Source organism: Candidatus Cloacimonadota bacterium (assembly GCA_028706475.1).
In the GTDB taxonomy this organism is placed as follows: Bacteria; Cloacimonadota; Cloacimonadia; order Cloacimonadales; family Cloacimonadaceae; genus UBA5456.
In genome coordinates, this window is the sequence record JAQWBI010000004.1 from 19,963 (window position 1) to 38,890 (window position 18,928).

General features: G+C 48.1%; 14 protein-coding genes. All 14 read right to left on the reverse strand.

Annotated elements, in window-relative coordinates; genetic code table 11:
- Nucleotides 1-103: 103 nt before the first annotated feature.
- Nucleotides 104-1,432 carry a tRNA uridine-5-carboxymethylaminomethyl(34) synthesis GTPase MnmE gene (gene mnmE / locus PHF32_01750; protein MDD4559456.1) on the reverse strand — a complete coding sequence of 443 codons (1,329 nt, stop codon included), beginning with the start codon at nucleotides 1,430-1,432 and terminating at the stop codon, nucleotides 104-106.
- On the reverse strand, nucleotides 1,429-3,300 hold the full coding sequence (dxs, locus tag PHF32_01755; GenBank protein MDD4559457.1) for a 1-deoxy-D-xylulose-5-phosphate synthase: 1,872 nt from the start codon (nucleotides 3,298-3,300) through the stop codon (nucleotides 1,429-1,431). The genes mnmE and dxs overlap by 4 nt, the downstream gene beginning before the upstream one ends.
- Nucleotides 3,278-5,230: a BatA domain-containing protein gene (locus tag PHF32_01760; GenBank protein ID MDD4559458.1), complete on the reverse strand. Its 1,953-nt coding sequence runs from the start codon at nucleotides 5,228-5,230 to the stop codon at nucleotides 3,278-3,280. The genes dxs and PHF32_01760 overlap by 23 nt, the downstream gene beginning before the upstream one ends.
- 3 nt (nucleotides 5,231-5,233) lie before the next feature.
- Nucleotides 5,234-6,271: a hypothetical protein gene (locus PHF32_01765; GenBank protein MDD4559459.1), complete on the reverse strand. Its 1,038-nt coding sequence runs from the start codon at nucleotides 6,269-6,271 to the stop codon at nucleotides 5,234-5,236.
- Nucleotides 6,272-7,168, reverse strand: coding sequence for a phosphatase PAP2 family protein (locus tag PHF32_01770; protein MDD4559460.1), 897 nt, complete (start codon nucleotides 7,166-7,168; stop codon nucleotides 6,272-6,274). It lies immediately after the preceding gene.
- Entirely contained in the window at nucleotides 7,152-8,267 is a 1,116-nt protein-coding gene (locus PHF32_01775) for a GNAT family N-acetyltransferase (protein ID MDD4559461.1), read from the reverse strand. Before PHF32_01775 ends, PHF32_01770 begins: the two co-directional genes overlap by 17 nt.
- 7 nt (nucleotides 8,268-8,274) lie before the next feature.
- Nucleotides 8,275-8,919, reverse strand: a complete 645-nt coding sequence (locus PHF32_01780) for a glycerol-3-phosphate acyltransferase (GenBank protein MDD4559462.1) — start codon at nucleotides 8,917-8,919, stop codon at nucleotides 8,275-8,277.
- Nucleotides 8,916-9,620 (reverse strand): YggS family pyridoxal phosphate-dependent enzyme, encoded by a 705-nt coding sequence (locus PHF32_01785; GenBank protein ID MDD4559463.1) that lies wholly within the window; start codon nucleotides 9,618-9,620, stop codon nucleotides 8,916-8,918. Before PHF32_01785 ends, PHF32_01780 begins: the two co-directional genes overlap by 4 nt.
- Nucleotides 9,621-9,628: 8 nt before the next feature.
- Nucleotides 9,629-13,231: a C25 family cysteine peptidase gene (locus PHF32_01790; GenBank protein ID MDD4559464.1), complete on the reverse strand. Its 3,603-nt coding sequence runs from the start codon at nucleotides 13,229-13,231 to the stop codon at nucleotides 9,629-9,631.
- A gap of 379 nt (nucleotides 13,232-13,610) precedes the next feature.
- Nucleotides 13,611-14,531 (reverse strand): DMT family transporter, encoded by a 921-nt coding sequence (locus tag PHF32_01795; protein ID MDD4559465.1) that lies wholly within the window; start codon nucleotides 14,529-14,531, stop codon nucleotides 13,611-13,613.
- Nucleotides 14,531-15,130 carry a molybdopterin-dependent oxidoreductase gene (locus tag PHF32_01800; protein MDD4559466.1) on the reverse strand — a complete coding sequence of 200 codons (600 nt, stop codon included), beginning with the start codon at nucleotides 15,128-15,130 and terminating at the stop codon, nucleotides 14,531-14,533. Before PHF32_01800 ends, PHF32_01795 begins: the two co-directional genes overlap by 1 nt.
- The gene (locus tag PHF32_01805; protein ID MDD4559467.1) at nucleotides 15,123-16,631 is read right to left on the reverse strand and encodes an NAD(P)H-hydrate dehydratase; all 1,509 of its coding nucleotides are present in this window, start codon (nucleotides 16,629-16,631) and stop codon (nucleotides 15,123-15,125) included. The genes PHF32_01800 and PHF32_01805 overlap by 8 nt, the downstream gene beginning before the upstream one ends.
- 2 nt (nucleotides 16,632-16,633) lie before the next feature.
- A complete protein-coding gene (locus PHF32_01810; protein ID MDD4559468.1) occupies nucleotides 16,634-18,187 on the reverse strand; it encodes a HAMP domain-containing sensor histidine kinase in 1,554 nt (517 codons plus the stop codon).
- Nucleotides 18,132-18,893, reverse strand: coding sequence for a nucleoside triphosphate pyrophosphohydrolase (mazG, locus tag PHF32_01815; GenBank protein MDD4559469.1), 762 nt, complete (start codon nucleotides 18,891-18,893; stop codon nucleotides 18,132-18,134). Before mazG ends, PHF32_01810 begins: the two co-directional genes overlap by 56 nt.
- Nucleotides 18,894-18,928 lie beyond the last annotated feature (35 nt).

An 18,928-nucleotide genomic window follows, 5' to 3' on the forward strand; every position in this document is an offset into this window, starting at 1 on the left:
GAAGCAGATATCAAGCTATAACAATCTAGTGGTCACTCGATGATTACCCGATTATATCTGCTTCGGCACTACTTGTTACAGAGGGCAGGACGTGGACATCCAGCTATTTCCCAATGCAGAAGTTGTCGAATATCCTGCCTAGAAGCGCATCTGTGGGAACCACACCCAAGATGTCTTCCAAGGCCGATGCCGCTGAGATCAAATCACTAGCCACAAATTCAAATCCAGCATCAGCTTTTATAGCATTCTCCGCCATTCCCAAGGCTTCAAGACAACGGCTGAGGGCTGCCAAATGCCGGGCATTAGTGACTAACGGGCGCTCCAGTATCTGTGATGGCATCTTCAAACCTTCCAGGATTACTCCAGACAGCTGCTCCAATCCGTCCGGTGTCACTGTTGAGCAGGGCACATGCCGGGCAGGAAGCTTACGAGCGGGGAAAAGATCGGCTTTGCTGGCCACATAGATGATCTTTTGTTCAAATTGCTGAATCCCAAAAGGTAATTCTGGTGCTTCCGTTTCATACAAGAAAAGGATAAAATCAGAAGTTTTCATCAATTCATAAGAGCGTGATATTCCTTCCTGCTCGATACTGTCCTTGCTTTCCCTGAGGCCGGCAGTGTCCACCAGTACGATGGGATATCCGGATAGTGAGAACGATTCCTCCAAGTAGTCCCGCGTGGTTCCGGGATGGGGAGTTACAATAGCCCGGTTTTGTTTGAGAAATGCGTTGAATAACGATGATTTTCCGGAATTTGGAGCTCCTGCCAGGCATATCCTGACGCCCTCACGCAGTTTACGGGCATGACTGCCTTCTTCGTGTAAAGCCGAGGCTTTGTCCCGGATATTGCGAATCCTGGCAGCAAGATCATCCAGATCAATCTGCGGCAAATCCTGATCGGAAAAATCTATCGCCAATTCACAGCGCAGACGGGCATCGGAGATCTCGTCCAAAAGCTCCTGCAGATGCCGGCTCAGATAGCCCTTTACCTGCATCAACGCTGCCTCTGAGGCTTTAGAACTGTTGGCCACGATTAGGTCGTTCACCGCTTCAGCACGGCTGAGATCCATCTTATTGTTCAAAAATGCCCGTAGCGTGAACTCCCCTGGATTTGCCAAACGCGTGCGGGTAAGTAAAGTGCTCAGGATGCGATCGGCAATAAGGGGATTACCATGACAGCTGATCTCTATAATGTCCTCTCCGGTATAACTCTTCGGAGTACGAAAAATTGATAGCAGTACCTCATCCACAGGCCTCTTTTCTGCATCCAGAAAGGTACCGAAAACCAGGCTGTGCGAGCTCGCATTGTGCAGCTTATCCGGCCGGTCAAAAAAGGAAGCCACCACAGGAAAAGTAGCGGGGCCCGATACTCTGATCACAGATATCGACGCAGTGCCGGGAGCGGTAATAAGCGCACAGATAGTGTCGTTCACAGATGCTGCCGAACCGCTTCGGCGAGATGGGACGCAGTAAAACCGATTTCTTCCTTCAGCTTTTGAGTGTCGCCATGGCCGATGAAGTAATCCGGATAACCAAAATTGACTACTCGTGCTTGGCTTTCCGAGAGGATCTGGGCGATGCGCCCACCGGTTCCGCCGATGATGGAGTTGTTCTCGAAGGTAAAAATATGACTACAGGCCTTGCCCAAAGCATGTAGTACATTCTCGTCCAAAGGTTTGACACTGCGGAGATTTACAATTAGCGGACTACAACCATCGCGTTTCAGGATATTGGCAGTATCGATCGCCAGAGAAAGTGCATCTCCTACGGTAACAAAAGCATAGGGCGGATCGGAGAGATCGTCTGCAGAATTGATGATTTCCGCTTTGCCGGGCTCGAAAGCATCAATATAGATACTACGGTACAGAGCCTTCCCGCGAGGATAACGAATCACGACCGGACCTTCCTTGTAAGATGCTGCCCAAGTGAGCATTGCTTGTAGCTCTTCTGCACATGAGGGAGCAAGAATTGTGAGGTTTGGCACCCCTGCCAGGAAGGAAAGATCGAAGGCTCCATGATGTGTGGCACCGTCTTCCCCCACCAAACCAGCCCGATCCAGGCAAAGTACGATGGGTAGTTTGGGTAGGGCCACATCGTGGATGATCTGATCCAGAGCGCGTTGAGCGAAGGTGGAATATATGGCTACAAAAGCTTTGATCCCTCTGGTGCTCATTCCGGCAGCCAGGGTTAATGCATGCTGTTCGGCGATCCCCACGTCAAAGAAACGCTCGGGATATTTGGCTTCAAAACCGGAAAGCCCGGTTCCTGCACTCATAGCAGCAGTGATGGCGACGATGTCGGAATTGGTTGCGGCGAGATCCACCAAAGTATCGCCGAACACATCACTGTAACTCTTACTGCCACTGCTGGCAGTCTTGCCGCTTTGCCCATCGAAGGGGCCGATGCCATGGAAGGTGGAGGCATCATTTTCCGCAGGAGTATAACCCTTGCCTTTTTGCGTAACCACATGAATCAATACGGGGCCAACCATGAAGTTCTTTACCCGCTTCATGATGGTTATTAGATGCGGAATGTCGTGACCGTCGATGGGACCTACATACTTGAAGCCGAGGTCTTCGAAAATGATATTTGGCACCAGGATGTTCAACATGGATTCTTCCAGCTTTTGCGCACCGTAGATAAAGCGGCGACGGATGCTGGAGGGCAAGCTCCCGCTGAGATCCCAGATCTGTTTCTTGAGCGTATTGTAGCTTTTGGAGGCGTACATGCGAGCCATATATTTCTGCAATCCGCCCACATTTTTGGAGATGGACATGGCGTTGTCGTTCAGGATCACAATGAAGTTATCCGGTTGCAAATGCCCTGCATGGTTCAGGGCTTCGAAGCTCATACCGCCGGTAAGCGCACCGTCTCCGATTACGGCAATGCTGTGGAAATGCTCTTGTTTCAGATCCCGGGCGGCAGCCATGCCCAGAGCCGCGGAGATCGAAGTGCTGCTGTGCCCTGTGCTGAAAGCATCGTAAGGACTTTCGTGGATGTTTGTAAATCCGCTCAAACCGCCGTATTGACGCAGGGTGTCGAATCGTTCATTGCGTCCGGTGAGGATCTTCCAGGCATAACTTTGATGCCCTACATCCCACACAATGCGGTCTTTCATGGGATTAAACACATTTAACAAAGCCAGGGTAAAATCGACTGTGCCCAAGCTGGGAGCTATGTGTCCGCCGGTTTTGGCAACCACGGAAATGATGCGGTCGCGCAATTCCTGAGCCAGGTTCCGCAGTTCTTCATTTGTGAGCGCGTGAATTTTGTCGGGATTATCTATTCTTTCCAATATCATTTTGTAATCCTTGTTTTAAAGACTTGTATTCCAGATACTTGATCAGGGCGATTTCAGTCAACATTAAAATCCCCGCCAGGATTAGCAGGCTTTTCCAGAGATCCTTGCCCAAGCGGGACATAAAGAGCTTGTCTTCGAAATCTTCGCCCAAAAGTGTGAAATTCTTTGGGACTTTTCCCGGTATAGTATCGCTATCCAGATAGCTGATGTTTACGGCCAGCTTTGCGGCTCTGGGACTGTCCGGATTTTGAGTGTAGATGCCGGGATCACTAGCTTTGAACAGGGGATTTGCCAGATCAATTCGGCTTGCGTCCGGCAATTCTAGCGCATTAGCTCTGATGAGGTCTCCCACTTTCAGCTCGGTAACCGGCACATCTGCATTCATCAGGCTTGAGAGCTGGCGATAGGCATACACGGCAAAGGCAGGATCGGAAAAAAAGGGCGAGTCGGCGGCCAAGTCCCACAACCAGAGTGCTGAATTTGCATTCGTAACAGCCAGTGCCTTACTCGACGCGGAGATCAGGGGGGACGCTGCCGAAGATGCCTGCCAATGAGAACTAACCTGCGAAAACCTGAGGTTCTTATCTGCAATCAATGCGCTGGCTTGATGATGGGGAGAGACGAAGTCTATGCTGGCAGGCCCAGATACGAAATCGCCCAGTTTCAGGTTGAACCGCTTTTCCAGCCAGGTCTTGGTATCGCGTCCCAAGCGGGGTCCGGGACAGATTAGGCTACCCATGCCACGTCTGTCCATCTCGGCAAAAAGCTCTTTGTGACGGGGACTAAGTGTTTCGAAGGGGTAAAAGAGCAAGAGTTGGTAATCATCAAGCATCTGCAGGTTTATCGCTGAAGGATCAATGCGGATGGGATCGCTACCACTAAACACACGCAGAATGCTGCGGAGCTGGGGAGGCAAGCCTGCATCTCCCACTACTGCGATCCGGGGATTGGGATAGTGTTCAAAAGCAAAATAACTACGGTTGTCCGCAGAGAGATACTCATCCATTACTTCTATATAACCGGATTGCCAGCCGGTATCGCGCAGTTCGAAGCTGATGCTTTCTTTCATGCTTTGGCGGGCAGCGAGGCTTACGAAGCGCTCTCCCACCTTGATGTCGTTCACTACAGCTTGAACCAGCACTTCGTCCCTTGGAGCAGAGCCATGGTTTGTGAGAGTAAATTCTATCGTCTGTTGTTTGGCGCGGTCCACGATCTGAGGCAATACCCGGGCATCAGACAGGGAAAGGTTTTGGCGCGGTTCCTTTTCCGAGACGGGAATCAAGACAAGAGGAATGGAACTCTTATACTCGATGTTCTCGTTTACCAGATCGCTAATCAGATAGATCTCGCGATTGGGCATTTGCGCTTCTTCCAAGCGGGATTCCGCAAAAGCCAGGGTCTGAGGCCAATCCATCGGTTCATGGCTCCAAGAGATGCTTTTTAGGCTTTCCGGAGGGATCTCTTTGGCATAGATCTGGGCATGGAGGGCATTGAAAGCCTCATCCCGGGTTACCAGTATAAGGCGATCCTCCGGGCTGGCTTTGGCATTGATACGCTCTATGGCGCGAATCGCCAGATCCAGCCTGCTAAGTCTATCCTCAACATAGTCCATGCTGTAGGAATTGTCCAATACAATGGCAAGAGCGGTGGGAGGATGTTTGTCCGAATCTTTCAGAGCAGATGAAACCAGCATGGGGCGGGCAATAGCCAGACATAGCAGCAGAATGATCAGCATCCGCAGGATAAGGAGGATGATGTTCGTGATCTTACTGCGTTTTTTCTCATGCTCCCGGCTCTCTTTGATAAAGCGCAGTGAGGAGAATATAATGCGGTGTGGTTTCTTCTTTGCTAAAAGCCAGATTAGCAACGGCAAGACAGTTGCAGCTGCAAAATACAGTAATCCAGCATTCAGGAAAGAGAGTTCAAACATGACCTAGAATCCCAATCCCAGGGAAAACAAAAATTCACTGTCAGCGAGCTTTAACCCTTTGGAATTGAGCGAGAAATCGAAACGGAACATCTTGTAATAATATCCTGAACCCAGAGTAAAATTGATGTTGTTGGCACCGTAAAAATCTTCGCTGTAAGCTCCTAAACGGACATCCAAACCTTGTTTCACTGTTTGGTCACTGCTGAGACTGCTTGTGTCCCAATCCACATTGTAGCAATAACCTACGTGATAGGTTGTTTCGGGTTTACTGGAGATCTTACTCTGAATACCGAAACTGGTCTTTGATGTTCCGGAATTAAATTGGATACCTGTGGCAATACGGCGCTGAACACTCTTTGCCGGATAGTTTTCCCACCACAAACGGGACACCAGGTCGTAGGCACTTAAACCAAACACTGTGTTTCCCCTTTGGACGCTAAGGCCTAAGTCCGTGCTGAAGCCCTTCACCTTGTCGTCAATGAAGTGGTCTCTTACAAACTGTGATCCATCCAAGTGTTCTTCCAGGTACACCAACCTGCCGCTCAGGTATTTCAAGTTTACACCGGCAGCGATATCAGGCCAGCTTTTGTCCGTAATGCCAAAGCTCAATTGGACCTTGTCCATTTTGTAGTCATAGTACAAGCTTTTTTGGGTGACGGGATTGAATTCACTGATGTTGACCGATGCCATGGGCTGGTAAGAGAAGGCTACCTGTTTTGCTGCCAAAGTAAAATACTTGAATTGTTTCTCTTTTAGAAAGTTGCTTACCTTTACTGCGTCAGCGAAGCGCACATCATCATCACCGGCAAATCTGTATGCCATGTACAAAATGGTGCTTTCGCTATTGGCCAGGAGCGCCGGATTGCCATAAGACACTAAGGGGTCTGCCGCATCGGTGACGTTCATCCCGCCCGTACCCAAAGCTATGGGAGATACATTGTTTTCCGGGATGGCATAATCGTAGCTGGTAATCGGCAGGGGGCTTTGGGCATACAGTGTAGCCAGAGCGAGCGTCATAAGCAACAGGATTGTGTGTCTCATCTAAAGAACTCCTTGCAGTTTGCGATGAACGTAATTTGCCAGATAGTAGCCACCCACTCCGATAAAGACACCAAACACAGCGTCTATGAACCAATGATAATGGCAGTAAACCGTTGCCAGACTAAGGAAGAAGGCAATGGGAAGAAAGAGATAACCCAATTTACGAGCGTGCCGCAAAGCGGCAATGGTAAGCACGATGGTTACACCAATATGGGAAGACGGGAAAGCACCGCCCAAGTGATTGCTGTGACGGTAGATGAATACCATTATATGGGTAAATGGGCCTCCCCGATACGTACGGGTTAGCTCCATCGCCTCAGGAATGAACCGACCACCGATCACAGGGATGATACTGTAGATAAAGTAACAGAGATAGAACACGAAGCAGAGGTTGAAGATCAACTCCCGAAAGCCTTCCGGTTTCTTGAAATACAGATAAAGCGGCAAGCCCACTATCATGGGATAATAGCAGAAATAGGCGAAGTGAAACAGCTCGCTGATCAGGATATGGTCATAGCTTTCTCCCCACACCATCGAAGGCAAATAACCGAACAGGCTCAGATCGATATTCATGAAGAAGGGATCCAACCAATCTGAAAAGATGATGCGATTGAAGACATGGCCACTGGTATAGAAGTATCCGAAGAGGGTAACGGGATACAATCCCCGAATCAGGCTGAGTGCATTGTACAAACGGGGATGCTTCAAGCTATCCATATTGCGATGCCAGCAAGCCATAAACAGGATTCCCACTCCAATAGAAAGCATCGCCGGGATGTGGACAAGGGCATTCGAGGTGCGTTGAAAACCGATGGTCATATACAGCAATATCCAGCCTACGTAGGCCAGTGTAATCACATCAATGGCAGAAAGTAGTGATTTAGATTTGTTTGTCATAGATTCTATAGGTTTTATAGATTTTGGCATCCAGCATCTCGGCTATGCGAATCATCATGGTGTTGTTCTCCAACACCCAGGAGAATTCACCACGGAAGAAGCCCTTGGGCAGCCCGTTTTTATATGAATAGTAATAGAAGAGAGTGTCGATCCCGCGGCCCTGATACTTTTTGACGAGTCCCATGGTAATTACTCTGGCGCTGCCGATCTTCTTTTGGGCTAGCATAGCTTTGATGACGGTGATGGGATTTACTCTGCCTTTCATTACCTTCAAAACCTCGTTATAATTTGGCATGGCCAGTGAAAATCCTGCAGGATGTCCGTCTTTCTCAGCGATGAAGATCAATTCGGGATCAGCCAGAGGCAGCAATTCATCCACGATGTGATCGAATTCAGCTTTGGTCATGGGTACATTGCCCCAGTTGTATTCCCAGGCTCTTGTATATATTTCAAATACGGTCTCGATGTCTTTGCGTAGCTGCTTCTTGTTTTTAGAAAGGCTGCGAATAGAGACTCCGGCCCTGCGCTCAATGGCTGCAGCAAGTCGCTGTACACGCTCCGGTATATCTTTACGCTCGCTAAGGTAGGCATAGAGATCCATGGTTTTAACAAGCCCACAATGCTCAAACAGCTCTGCGTAATAGGGCTTGGCATGAGGCATCATCACCATGGGAGGATCGGAAAAACCATCTATCAAAAGGCCTACTTCCTGATTCACGGAAAAGTTCATCGGTCCGCGCATGGCTGCAAAGCCTTTCTTCCGATTCCACTGCGCCGCAGCATCAAAGAGCATTTCTGCAGCGTGTGCATCGTTTTCACATTCAAAGAAGCCAAAGAAGCCGATATCCTCTTTATGCTCCTTTTGATGTTGAGTGTTGGTGTGGGCGCTGATGCGGCCTATCACCCGGGAATCGTCTATCGCTAAAAAGAGTTGAACCTCAGAGTGGAAATAATAGGGATTCTTCTGGGCATTGAAGAATTTGTATTGATCCGGTATCAAAGGAGGTACCCAGGCAGGATCATCTTTGTACAATCTGAATGGCAACATTATAAAGCTTTTTAAGTGCTTTTTACTCTCCACTGGTACTATCTTGATCATAGAAACCTCAAAACTCTCCTAAGCGTTTGGATACCACGAAGTTCAATCCCCCCATCAAGAAAGCGTTCACAATGAGAATGGAATTGAAATAAGGGGGTAAACTGCCCTGATACAGATTGGTGAGATAAAAAAAGAATTGGAAGAGGATTACCGGTAAAATCACGATGGTATATTGGGCAAAGCGGATTTGCTTGAAACGCATCACCAGGACTACCGCCACTGCCGCAGTGATAACCATCGGCAGAAAAGCGAAGTAGGCAAAGAAGCCCATATAGGTAAAGATCCCGCGGCCACCCCGAAAACGGTGTGTAACTGGCAGGCAATGACCGATGAGCATCCCTATTCCGTAGAGCAACATCAGATTGGGGCTGTATAAAATGCTGATATCCAGAAAGTGGCTGTGCATATCCAAAAGGCGCAGGATAAACTCCACAACCAATAAAAACAGGTAGGCTTTGCTGAGATCTATTGCTCCAACCAGCACTCCCATGGGTTTACTTATGTTTGTATAGATGTTTTCGGTATCGGCCAGTCCTGTACCCACTTTATATATATTCAGTGAACGGAAGTTTTTGGCGATGATCCTTGCGGTGGAATAGCTGCCATAGAGATAGGCTATCAGAAACAAGAGGGCGGCTACCAGGAATATCATCTATCCTCCCCGTAATATCGTTCACCAAAGATGGCACTGCCAATGCGCAACATATTTGCCCCTTCTTCCAGGGCAATTTCCCAATCGTGGCTCATGCCCATGGAGAGATAGTCAAAGCCTGCCGGAAGATCTGTGCGCACCTTTTCAAAAAGTTCTCTCAACTGCCGGAAATACGGCCTGCTGATCTCCGGATCGGGATGCAGCTTGCCGATGGTCATCAATCCTCTCACTCTTAGAGTGGAATACGAGGCTATCTTCCACAGCAGTTCTTCGGCATTACCGAAGTTCACTCCGCTTTTCTGCTCCTCTTCAGTAGTATTAACCTGGATCAAAATATCCTGGCTGCGATTTGTGCGTCCCAAAGCCTTGTGCAGTTTCTCTGCCAGATACACGGAATCTATGCTTTGAATGAGGTAGGGTTTCAAGCTGAGCAGTTGATTGATCTTGTTTGTCTGCAGATGGCCGATGAAGTGGAAGTAAAAGTCTTTATTTTGCATCATCGGCAGCTTGCGCATGGCTTCCTGTACCTTGTTTTCCGCGATGTGGGACACCCCGTTTTTAAGGGCTAATTCCATTGCTTCCACACTGTGGGTCTTGGTTACTGCTATCAGAGTTATTTGATCGGCTTCTCTGCCGCATCGAAGCAATACCTGCCCGATACGCTCTTGTATGTCTTTGATATTGTTGGCTATATCCTGCATCTAATCTCCTATTTCAACAGCAACATTTTGCGCGTGGAGCTGAAGCTCTCGCTTTTCAGACGATAGAAATACAAACCGCTGGCCAGCGCTCTGCCGGTGTTGTCAGTGCCATTCCATGTCACTTTGTGATTACCCTCGCTCATGTGTCCGTTTACCAAATTGCGTACCAATTGCCCCTTGGTGTTGTAGATATCCAGTCTGAGGTTCTGTGGCTTGCTTAGGTCAAACGCGATTGTGGTGTGGGGATTAAAAGGATTGGGGTAGTTTTGTGCCAGGTGGTTCGTAGCTGGAGTCTGTACATCATCATCGTTGTCCACATATCCCGTGGCAGCAAAAGACCCTTGGCGGTTCAAAGCTCCACGGAAGATTGTCCAAGGTGTGAGGTTGTTTACTTCAGAACGAAGATTGCTCAGCAGGACTCCCTGGGAATATCCGGTAATCAAGTTGAAATTGCCATTATTATGGAAGTCCACTAAAGTTCCGGGAGTAGCTCCGATATATGAAGTAAGATAAGGATAGCCGGGCATCATACTACCGTCGTGATTGAAGATATATATGTTGTTCACGCTACTATGCAGGATGATCTCGTATTGAGTGTCTCCATCCACATCTGCTACCAATGGCGGACAGTTGAAGATTACTCCTGTATTTACAGGGAATCCGTTGATGTGCTCTCCGTCTTGAGATATCACATATAAAGTGCCCCGATTTGATACGCAGACAATATCCAAAGAGCCATCCCGGTTGATATCCGCAGTGATATACCCTCCCAGGATTCTGAAGCTGGTCGCGATATTGAATTCGATCCCTTCCGGTCCTATCAGATAGGTATTGCTGGAGGTGCCCAAAGCAATCTTCCCGTTGTCCAGAATCACCGGACTTCCGTTGATTGCGCTATCAAGATTGAGTGCGTAATCCGGATTTTGACTGCCATCGGGATTTACGACCACCAGACCGCCATTACCCAGTCCTGCCACAATCTGCATGGGACCTTCAGGACTCAATTTTCCCACTGCCAAATTCGTCATGACTATACCGTTCAGTATCATGGGAAATCCCGGATAATCGTTTCCTTGATTGTCTAATACATACAGTTTGTTATCCATACCGGTAAATATAATCTCATTGCTAGAGTTGCCATCCAGATCGGCAATCACGGGGCTGAAGAGAAGGGTTGTCTGTGTGTCGTAGCTGAAGATCAGATATCCGGTTAAAGAAATGGCAAATACTTTACCTCTGCGATCCAGAATCACGATGTCGTCGCCGGCTTCGTCGTCGATCTGACCCATCGCTGCGCTGGAAGTTATATAAATCTCTTCAGGCGTACTGAAAGAAGAGACCTCTTGCCCATCCCCATCCACCACATGGACGATGCCAAACACGTCAAGATACAAAATTTCATTGTCGCCGTCTCCATCCTGATCCACCACCATCGGTGCGGAATTGCCGGCGCTGCTTGTCTCATACGGGAATTCTGCATCTATCAAAGTAATCTCATAAGTGATATCATAATGCTTTATGCCCGTTGTAAGATGACTGATAGGATCAAAAGATTCCAGAGCCAACCTCAACGTATAGTTTCCAAAACCGCAGTCCTGCGGAAGCTGCAGAGTGAGCGCCACATCTTCATTTGATTGCTCTCCGGGTTGTAACTCGCTGATTATGATGCATGAATCCATAGGCTCCACTCCCACCGGCATAGCTATGATCCGAAGTGATACATCATAGGCGTTTCCCCATCCTTCAGCGTTTGATATCACAGGCTTTACACTGATGATATCACCGGGATTGATGTTTCCGTCCGTATCGCCCAGAGAGTCATCGATACTGTAGCTTTCCAGACTCAGCATCGGCAAACTGGGATTGGGTAGTTTTACCTCCACAGAGGGATCGCCAAAGAGTATTTGCTCCATGTAGCACCAGCGCATCACATCGTTTGTGAGAGCTGCATTCAGGTTTTGTTCTCGGGAGTATGTAAGAGCTTTCCCCAATTCCCGCATATTCATTTGATACAGGCCAATAAAGAACTGTCGATCGTAATACTGGCTGGCACCATCGATGCCACCGGGCATATACCACCCATAACGAGTATTGCCTACAAAGGCAAACAATGCTCCTGATGATGTCAGCAAATGTTCGCCAATGCTCTCTCCGTCTCCAGAAGTGCGTTGGTCAAAGGCTGCAGGATAACACCCCTGAGAATACAGAAAGCCATATTCTGTGTTTTGAAGCAGAGAAACAGAGTTGTTACCTTGTCCCATCAGGAAGGTCTCGTTTGAGTGTCCCATGTGATTCATCACGTTCGCACCATTATTGATGCTCTCCACCACATATGCACCGCTGTACGAACCATCCCGTTCATAATGTGTGCTAAAGGCATATTCATCAGGAAGATACTGGGCTACGTCATCTTTGTAATCTCCGCCCCAAGTGAGTGGATCGGGATTCAGATTTTCTCCGAAGAAAACGGCGATGTTGTTGCTATAAGTACTGTTGTCTACATAATACGTGATTTTGTTGAAGATGTTTTGGAATTCAGCCAAAGTCTCTGCAGGAAAGCGGCCGATATGCAATTCCGGGATTAAGTCCGTATCATCCTGCATCTCGCCATAGATTTCGTTACCATTTGCATTCCAAGTGCCATCAAGATTGCTGTAATACAGATCCGAAGGCATGTGATTGTCCTCTGTAGAGCCCACTCTGCCAAACACTCCGCGTTCCGGTACCACTTCATCGTCACCGCCCAAGATCACATATTCCAGTTGATTGGAGGTGCCCAGGGAAGTTAGATACGCATCTATTATGAAGTTGCGCACTTTATCAGCGTTGTCCACACCGTCATAATTCGCATAGATAAACTCCGTGCTATAGATGCCCGTGCTGATGCCTTTGCTTTCGCGCCAACTGATGTATTCTGTAAACCAGGGAATGCGGGAAGCACTGGTGATCACGATCATCTGTTTTGCGTCTGCAGGGTCCAGATTGCGGCTTGCATAACGGTTTTGGGCAGCATTGCTGTAAGTACTGATGGTTTCTGGGTTATGAATCATATCTTGCAGGATTTGAAGCGTCTGTGGGTGCTTTGATGAGAATAGGGATTGCCGCTCTGCTTCCGAAGGATCAAACGAGCCGTGCAGGTACAGTTCAAAAGAATCGTAGGCAATCAGTTCCCTACTTACGGGATTGTAGCGGATGGGATACACATTGAAGAGCGCAATAGCGTAACCGCAATAGTATTGAGTTCCCAGATAGTCAAAATCCTTGTAGGGATAAAAATCGTTGCGTTCATACACTTGTGGATCGGCAGTGGTTTCGGTATATATGTTTGTGGAAGATATCGGCTCTTGCTGTTTGGCAAAATCAATGTATATGTCTCTGCCCAGATTGCTGGATTGCCCCCAACTGATTTCCGCTGTGTCATACTTTTCGCCGTAGGGTAAAAGCACGCGCAATTGATAGTAGTGCAGCATAGGTCTGCCAGGCTCCAGCATCAGAGTGTATTCACTGCTGTACTCATGCCTGTTTCCCGGATATGTATCCACGCTAACTCTTAGTCCTCCTAGAGTGGCCAGGATGCAGATAAGCGACATAATTAGCATTAACTTGCGCATGATGTATCTTCCTTATTCTCATGATGTCTATAATCAATTTCTTTAGCTATAATACAGAATCAAAAAGCCGCATATACGTCAAGAACAAATTGCAGTCTCCAAGGCGAGCGTATTTCTAAGGTAGAGCTTTTTATAATTCATCTTTCACAGGTACAAGCGGACGCTGTTCCGCCTATATCCGGCGCTACAGCGAGCGCCGGCACTACACCACCCTTCTCCCCCAGAGAATCATCTATTGGTGAACCTGATATTATCGGGTTATCATCGAGTGAGCACAGGATGATAACACCTTGATATCAGCTTCATCACTGCATCAAACAAAGGGAAAGAGGAGTCGCTGTAGCAATATGGAAAATGCCACCCCAAGCTTGACATGACCTCAGTTGCGCTCAAGTATGTCTCCCTTCAGATAACGCTGTTTCAAACGCTTAAGGTCATTATATTGTGAAAGTACCAATCCCAGCAAAGTGAGGGCCAGCCCCACTATAGTGCGAATCCCGATGGGATCTCCCAGAATGAAAAACGCCAGCACAACCGTAAAGACGGGGATCAGGTTTGTAAAGATATTGGATTTTGCTACACCCAAGCTGCGGATTACGTCTGTGTACAGCACAAAGGCTCCTATGGTAGCAAACAGCGACATTGCGACGATAGTTGTCAAACCTCTGAGGGAATGACTGACCATAAAGAAATGATTGCCATCAAAGATCAGGAACATGGGCAAGAAATACAGAGCTCCGAAAAAAGACTGATATGCCACAATAGTCAGTGTGCTGTATTTCAAAGTAAGCGGGCGCACTGTGAGGCTATAGCCCACCGCACCAAAGATTGCCAGTCCCAAAAACTTGACTCCCTTTAGAGTAGCAGACAAGTCTCCGCTGCCATAGCTCATAATCCCTACACCCAAGCAGGAAACTATCACTCCCATAATTACGTAGATGCTTAGCTTTTCTTTCAAGATGAGCCAGGCACCGATAGCTGCGAAAATGGGGATCGTGGCAATGATGATACTGCCCATCGAGCTTGAAACGAACTGCATGCCATTTGCCTCTCCATTGAAGTACAGAAAAGGCTCAAAGAATGCCACTATCATCATGCGCCATAGGTCTTTAGCCTGCATCTTTTGCCAATGCCGACTAATGACCATCAGTCCAAAGAGCAGGACTGAGGCCAGAAATAAGCGTAGAAACACAATTTCATAAGGACGGTAGGTTTCGAAAGCGATTTTGTACCATACAAAAGTGATAGCCCAGAAGAACATCGCTCCAATGGCGCGCAGATATGTAATCCAGAGTTTCATTAGCTAAATTCTATCACTTCCCCACCGGGAATGTGCTTCAAAGCGCCGTCATCATTAATGTCCCGGCATACACCTGCTTCAATCTCGCCACTGTCTGTGTAGCCACGTATCTCCCAGAATCCGGGTATATAATGATCCATTAGTTCAATTCTAATGATGCTTTTGGCAGATTTGTAGCCCCAAAGATAGGGGATAAAAGCACGGATTGGTCCGCCATAATTCTCGTCCAAGAGCTCTCCGTCGAATGCCCAGGCAACCAGTGAGCGTTCCTTTTGCCCTATTGCCAGAGGAATCGAGGTGTCATACACATCTCCCACCGACCAAAAGCGCAGATAGCGGCACCCGGAAAGTATTTTTGCGTGATCCAGCAGGTTTGCGATCCTCACTCCCGTCCAGGCACCATACACAGACCAGCGGGTAACGCTGGTGAGCCGGGCATTAACTGTTTCTACCTGAAACTCCTGCAAATCCTGCCAGCTAAGCTTGACGGGATTCTCGCAAAGTCCGCAAATCTCCAGCTTCCAGTTTTCCCTATCCAAAGCCCCGGGATGCCCTTCAGCCCAGAAAACGGGGGTATTTATCTTAGCAAGTTTATGCATCTTTATCTCCCAAATGTTCGATGATATCTCCGGGTAACACGGAATATGAATGCTGCTTCCGGCACAATCTTTCTGCGGTGCTACCCATCAGCAGGGCAGCCGAGCAAACAGCTTGATATAGGGGCAGATTTTGGGCAGCAAATGACGCTATGATGCCTGCCAGAAGGTCTCCGCTGCCCCCGGTGGCCAAAGCGTCGTTCCCGGCACGGATCACCAGAGTTTTATCCCCGTCTGCATACAGGCTGCTATGCCCCTTCAACAGGATTGCACAGCCCCATGCCGCCTGAGCTTCGTTCAAGCGGGCGATGAGATCTGCATCCAAATCCTGTAGAGATATCCCCGCCAATCGGCAAAACTCCGCCTTGTGCGGCGTTAGCACAAAGTTACCTAGTTTCAGGAGTGGAATCAAGTCCCGGTTTTGCGCCAGTAACGTGATGGCGTCGGCATCTATCACACAAGGACATTCGGCATATTTCAGAATGATGCTTAGCAGGTGCAAGGCATATTCGTCCAAGCCCATTCCGGAGCCGATGCAAATGGCGTCGGCACGCTTGAGAAGCTCTTTCAGCTCCTTTTGGCAAGGCATATTCTTACTGGTTTCGGGAATGGCAAAATTCATCACCTCATCGCATGCTGCGGTGTAGAACGAAATTACTTCTTTGCGGGAGCAGATATGCACCAATCCTGCTCCACTACGTAAAGCGGATCTTGCAGATAGACGGACGCTACCCACATAACCCGGGCTTCCGCCAAAGATGTACACTCTGCCAAAATCCCCCTTATGTGCATTAGCAGGACGTTCAGGCAGGATGCACTCATTGTATATGTATGCAGCGGTGTCTTCCTTGTAGATTTCGGGAATACCGATGGGTATGCGTAAGAGCTTTCCACAGCGGAGGCAGCCATTTTGCAGGATATGGCCATACTTCAGCTCTTCGATGGCAAGCGTAAGGTCTGCTTTCATGCACTCCCCATTGCCATTATCTGCGTCCAATCCGGATGGAATATCTATGGCTACCACCACTTCCGCCATGCTGGAGAATGCGGTAAAAGCATTATGTATCAGAGGCGGCAAATCCCCTTTGAAACCGATACCAAAGACTGCATCAATCAGAACAGGGATCACTCCGATAGCTTCAAGCACCGATCCCCGCAAGTCTCGTTGAGAGTTGATATCAAAGATAGGAATATCCAGCTTTTCGCATAGTAAACGGTTGTTTCTGCTTTCTTCGCTCATCTTACCTGTCCCCAGACTGAATATCAGAATTTCGGGACAAAAGGCAAAAAGATGCCGGGCAATTACATAGCCATCGCCGCCATTGTTGCCTGTTCCGCAAAGCACTACCACGCCATCCTGTACCTGATCAGGATACTCCCTCATAATATGATCGGCGCAGCGAGCTCCCGCAACCTCCATCAATACATGGGATGGAATGCCAAATTCGTCAATGGTTTTTCTGTCGATAGCTTGCATTTCTGTGCGGGAAAGAATCCGTTCCATACTCACCTCCTGAAGTGATCGGCATTAAAGAGTTTAATCTCGATGGTGGTACCTTCGTTGATCGCACTTTCCACCACGCGGATCCTACCTTGATGGTATTCTTCTATGATGCGCTTTGCCAGGCTGAGCCCCAGCCCCCAACCTCTGGTTTTGCTGGTCACTCCAGGATCAAAGACCTTTTTCCATTCTCTGCGGGGAATGCCTTTGCCTTCATCGCGGATTTGGATATACACATAGGGATCCTTCTGGGTGGCAGTCAGGATGATATTGCCGCCCTTACCGGACATCGCATCCACACAGTTTTTGATCAGGTTTTCCAAAGTCCATTTGATCAATTCCTCATCCATCATCACATTTATTTGCTCGATTTTACTGATCAGATGGATATCGATACGAGAACCCAAGTGCGGCATACGATGACGAAAATACTCCACCACATCAAAGAGAACCTGATGTAGATTGTGAGGCTCCAACTTTGTGATGCTGCCCACTTTACCGAAGCGGGAGGCGATGTTGCGTAAATGCTCCAGATCTCCCCGCATGAAGTTCAATATCTGTGGCATATCCGGTCGTTCTACTCCTTCCGTGGGACTCTCTGCCATATAGTCTATCCAGCCCATCAGCGATGTAATGGGAGTTCCGAATTGATGGGCGGTTTCTTTGGCCAGACTTACCCACAGAGTGTCTTTCTCGCTGCGTTTCAATAATAGAAAGCCATAACTGCCAAAGAAAACTACCATCAGCGCCAAAAAGAGTTCCAGGATGATGATGTAGCGGATATAAGACAGAGATTGGGGATTGCTGAAGTAGATGTAGCCCATGGAATCTTGTTCGTTCAGCAGCGGGATCTCGGTCATGGATGATTGCCGGGAGAGCAGATCAAACTGATCAGCGATCGGCAATTGGTGAAAGCGGGCTGTTTCATCTACATTTACATTGCGCCAAAAGAGCGGTTCGCGGTTACGATCGGTTACTATGATCTCGTAATCTATGTTCTTTATAAACTGCTCAAAGGATATTGGCTTACTGTAAAAAGCATATCCGGTAAGAGTCCCCTCGTCGATCAACGGAGTTTGCACCATTTTGGATATATGCTCTTCCAATCTGGCCTTTGATGCTTCGGACAACTCTTCGTAAAGACTGTCTGGGCTAACTCCTACATTCTTCCATACCAAGGGCAAAAAATCATCATCCGTCACAATGATAGGGATCGGATTCTCCTGCATAAACTCGGTGGATATATAATCCCATAGCTGCTGTTGAAAATCTCGTTGTGCAGTGAATTGAAGGTATTTGGAGCTTACTTCGGTAAGCAATTGGGCATACTTCTCTGCCACTCTCAGATAGCCATCGGTATAGGCAATGTAGCGGGCAAATATGCGGGGAACGTACTCTTGCTCTGTTTTTGCTTTCTGGATGAGCACTTGAGTGTATATCGCAAAGAATACAAAGATGAATAGCGAGCCAAGTACTATGTATACTCTGAGATGATGAAAACGGTTACTTGGTTTTGGCCGATTCCCAGTGGGAATCGAGTTCCTCAAGGCTTGCTTCATGGATTTCGTCCTCGTTGTATTGGCTTTCCACATAGCGGAATCGACGGTAAAACTTGCGGTTGGTAGCTTTTAAAGCAGCTTCCGCGTCTATGTTCAGCTTTCGAGCCAGATTAACGATGCTGAACAGATAGTCTCCCAATTCCTCACTAATGGCATCCTGGTCGTTCTGAGCCAGTGCTTCCAGCAATTCCTCATGCTCTTCCTCTATCTTTTCCAAGACCGGCTTCATGTCCTGCCAATCGAAGCCCACCGAGGCAGCCTTCTCCTGGATCCGTTGAGCATGGATCAAAGCAGGCAGTGCGCGCGGAATACCGTCCAACACGCTTTCCCGCTCCTTCTTCTCCTGTTTCTTGATGCGTTCCCAATTCATCTTCACACTTTCAGCATCATCCACCTGAACATCAGCAAACACATGGGGGTGACGGTGTACAAGCTTGTTGCAGATCGCCTCCAATACATCCGTCATCTCAAAGATTCCTTCTTCGGAAGAGATCTGAGCTTGAAACACAATGTGTAGCATGAGATCACCCAGTTCTTCCCGCAAGGCACCATAATCCTTGTCTTCGATGGCCTCAACCACTTCGTAAAGTTCTTCTATGAAGTTTGGAACCAGAGATTCATGAGTCTGCTTTATATCCCAGGGACAACCATTATCCTTGTCCCTTAACGCTGCAACGATGTCCACCAAGGCTTGAAACTTAGTCATGCCATTTGCTCCTTTGAGCTGAGATACCAGAGAGT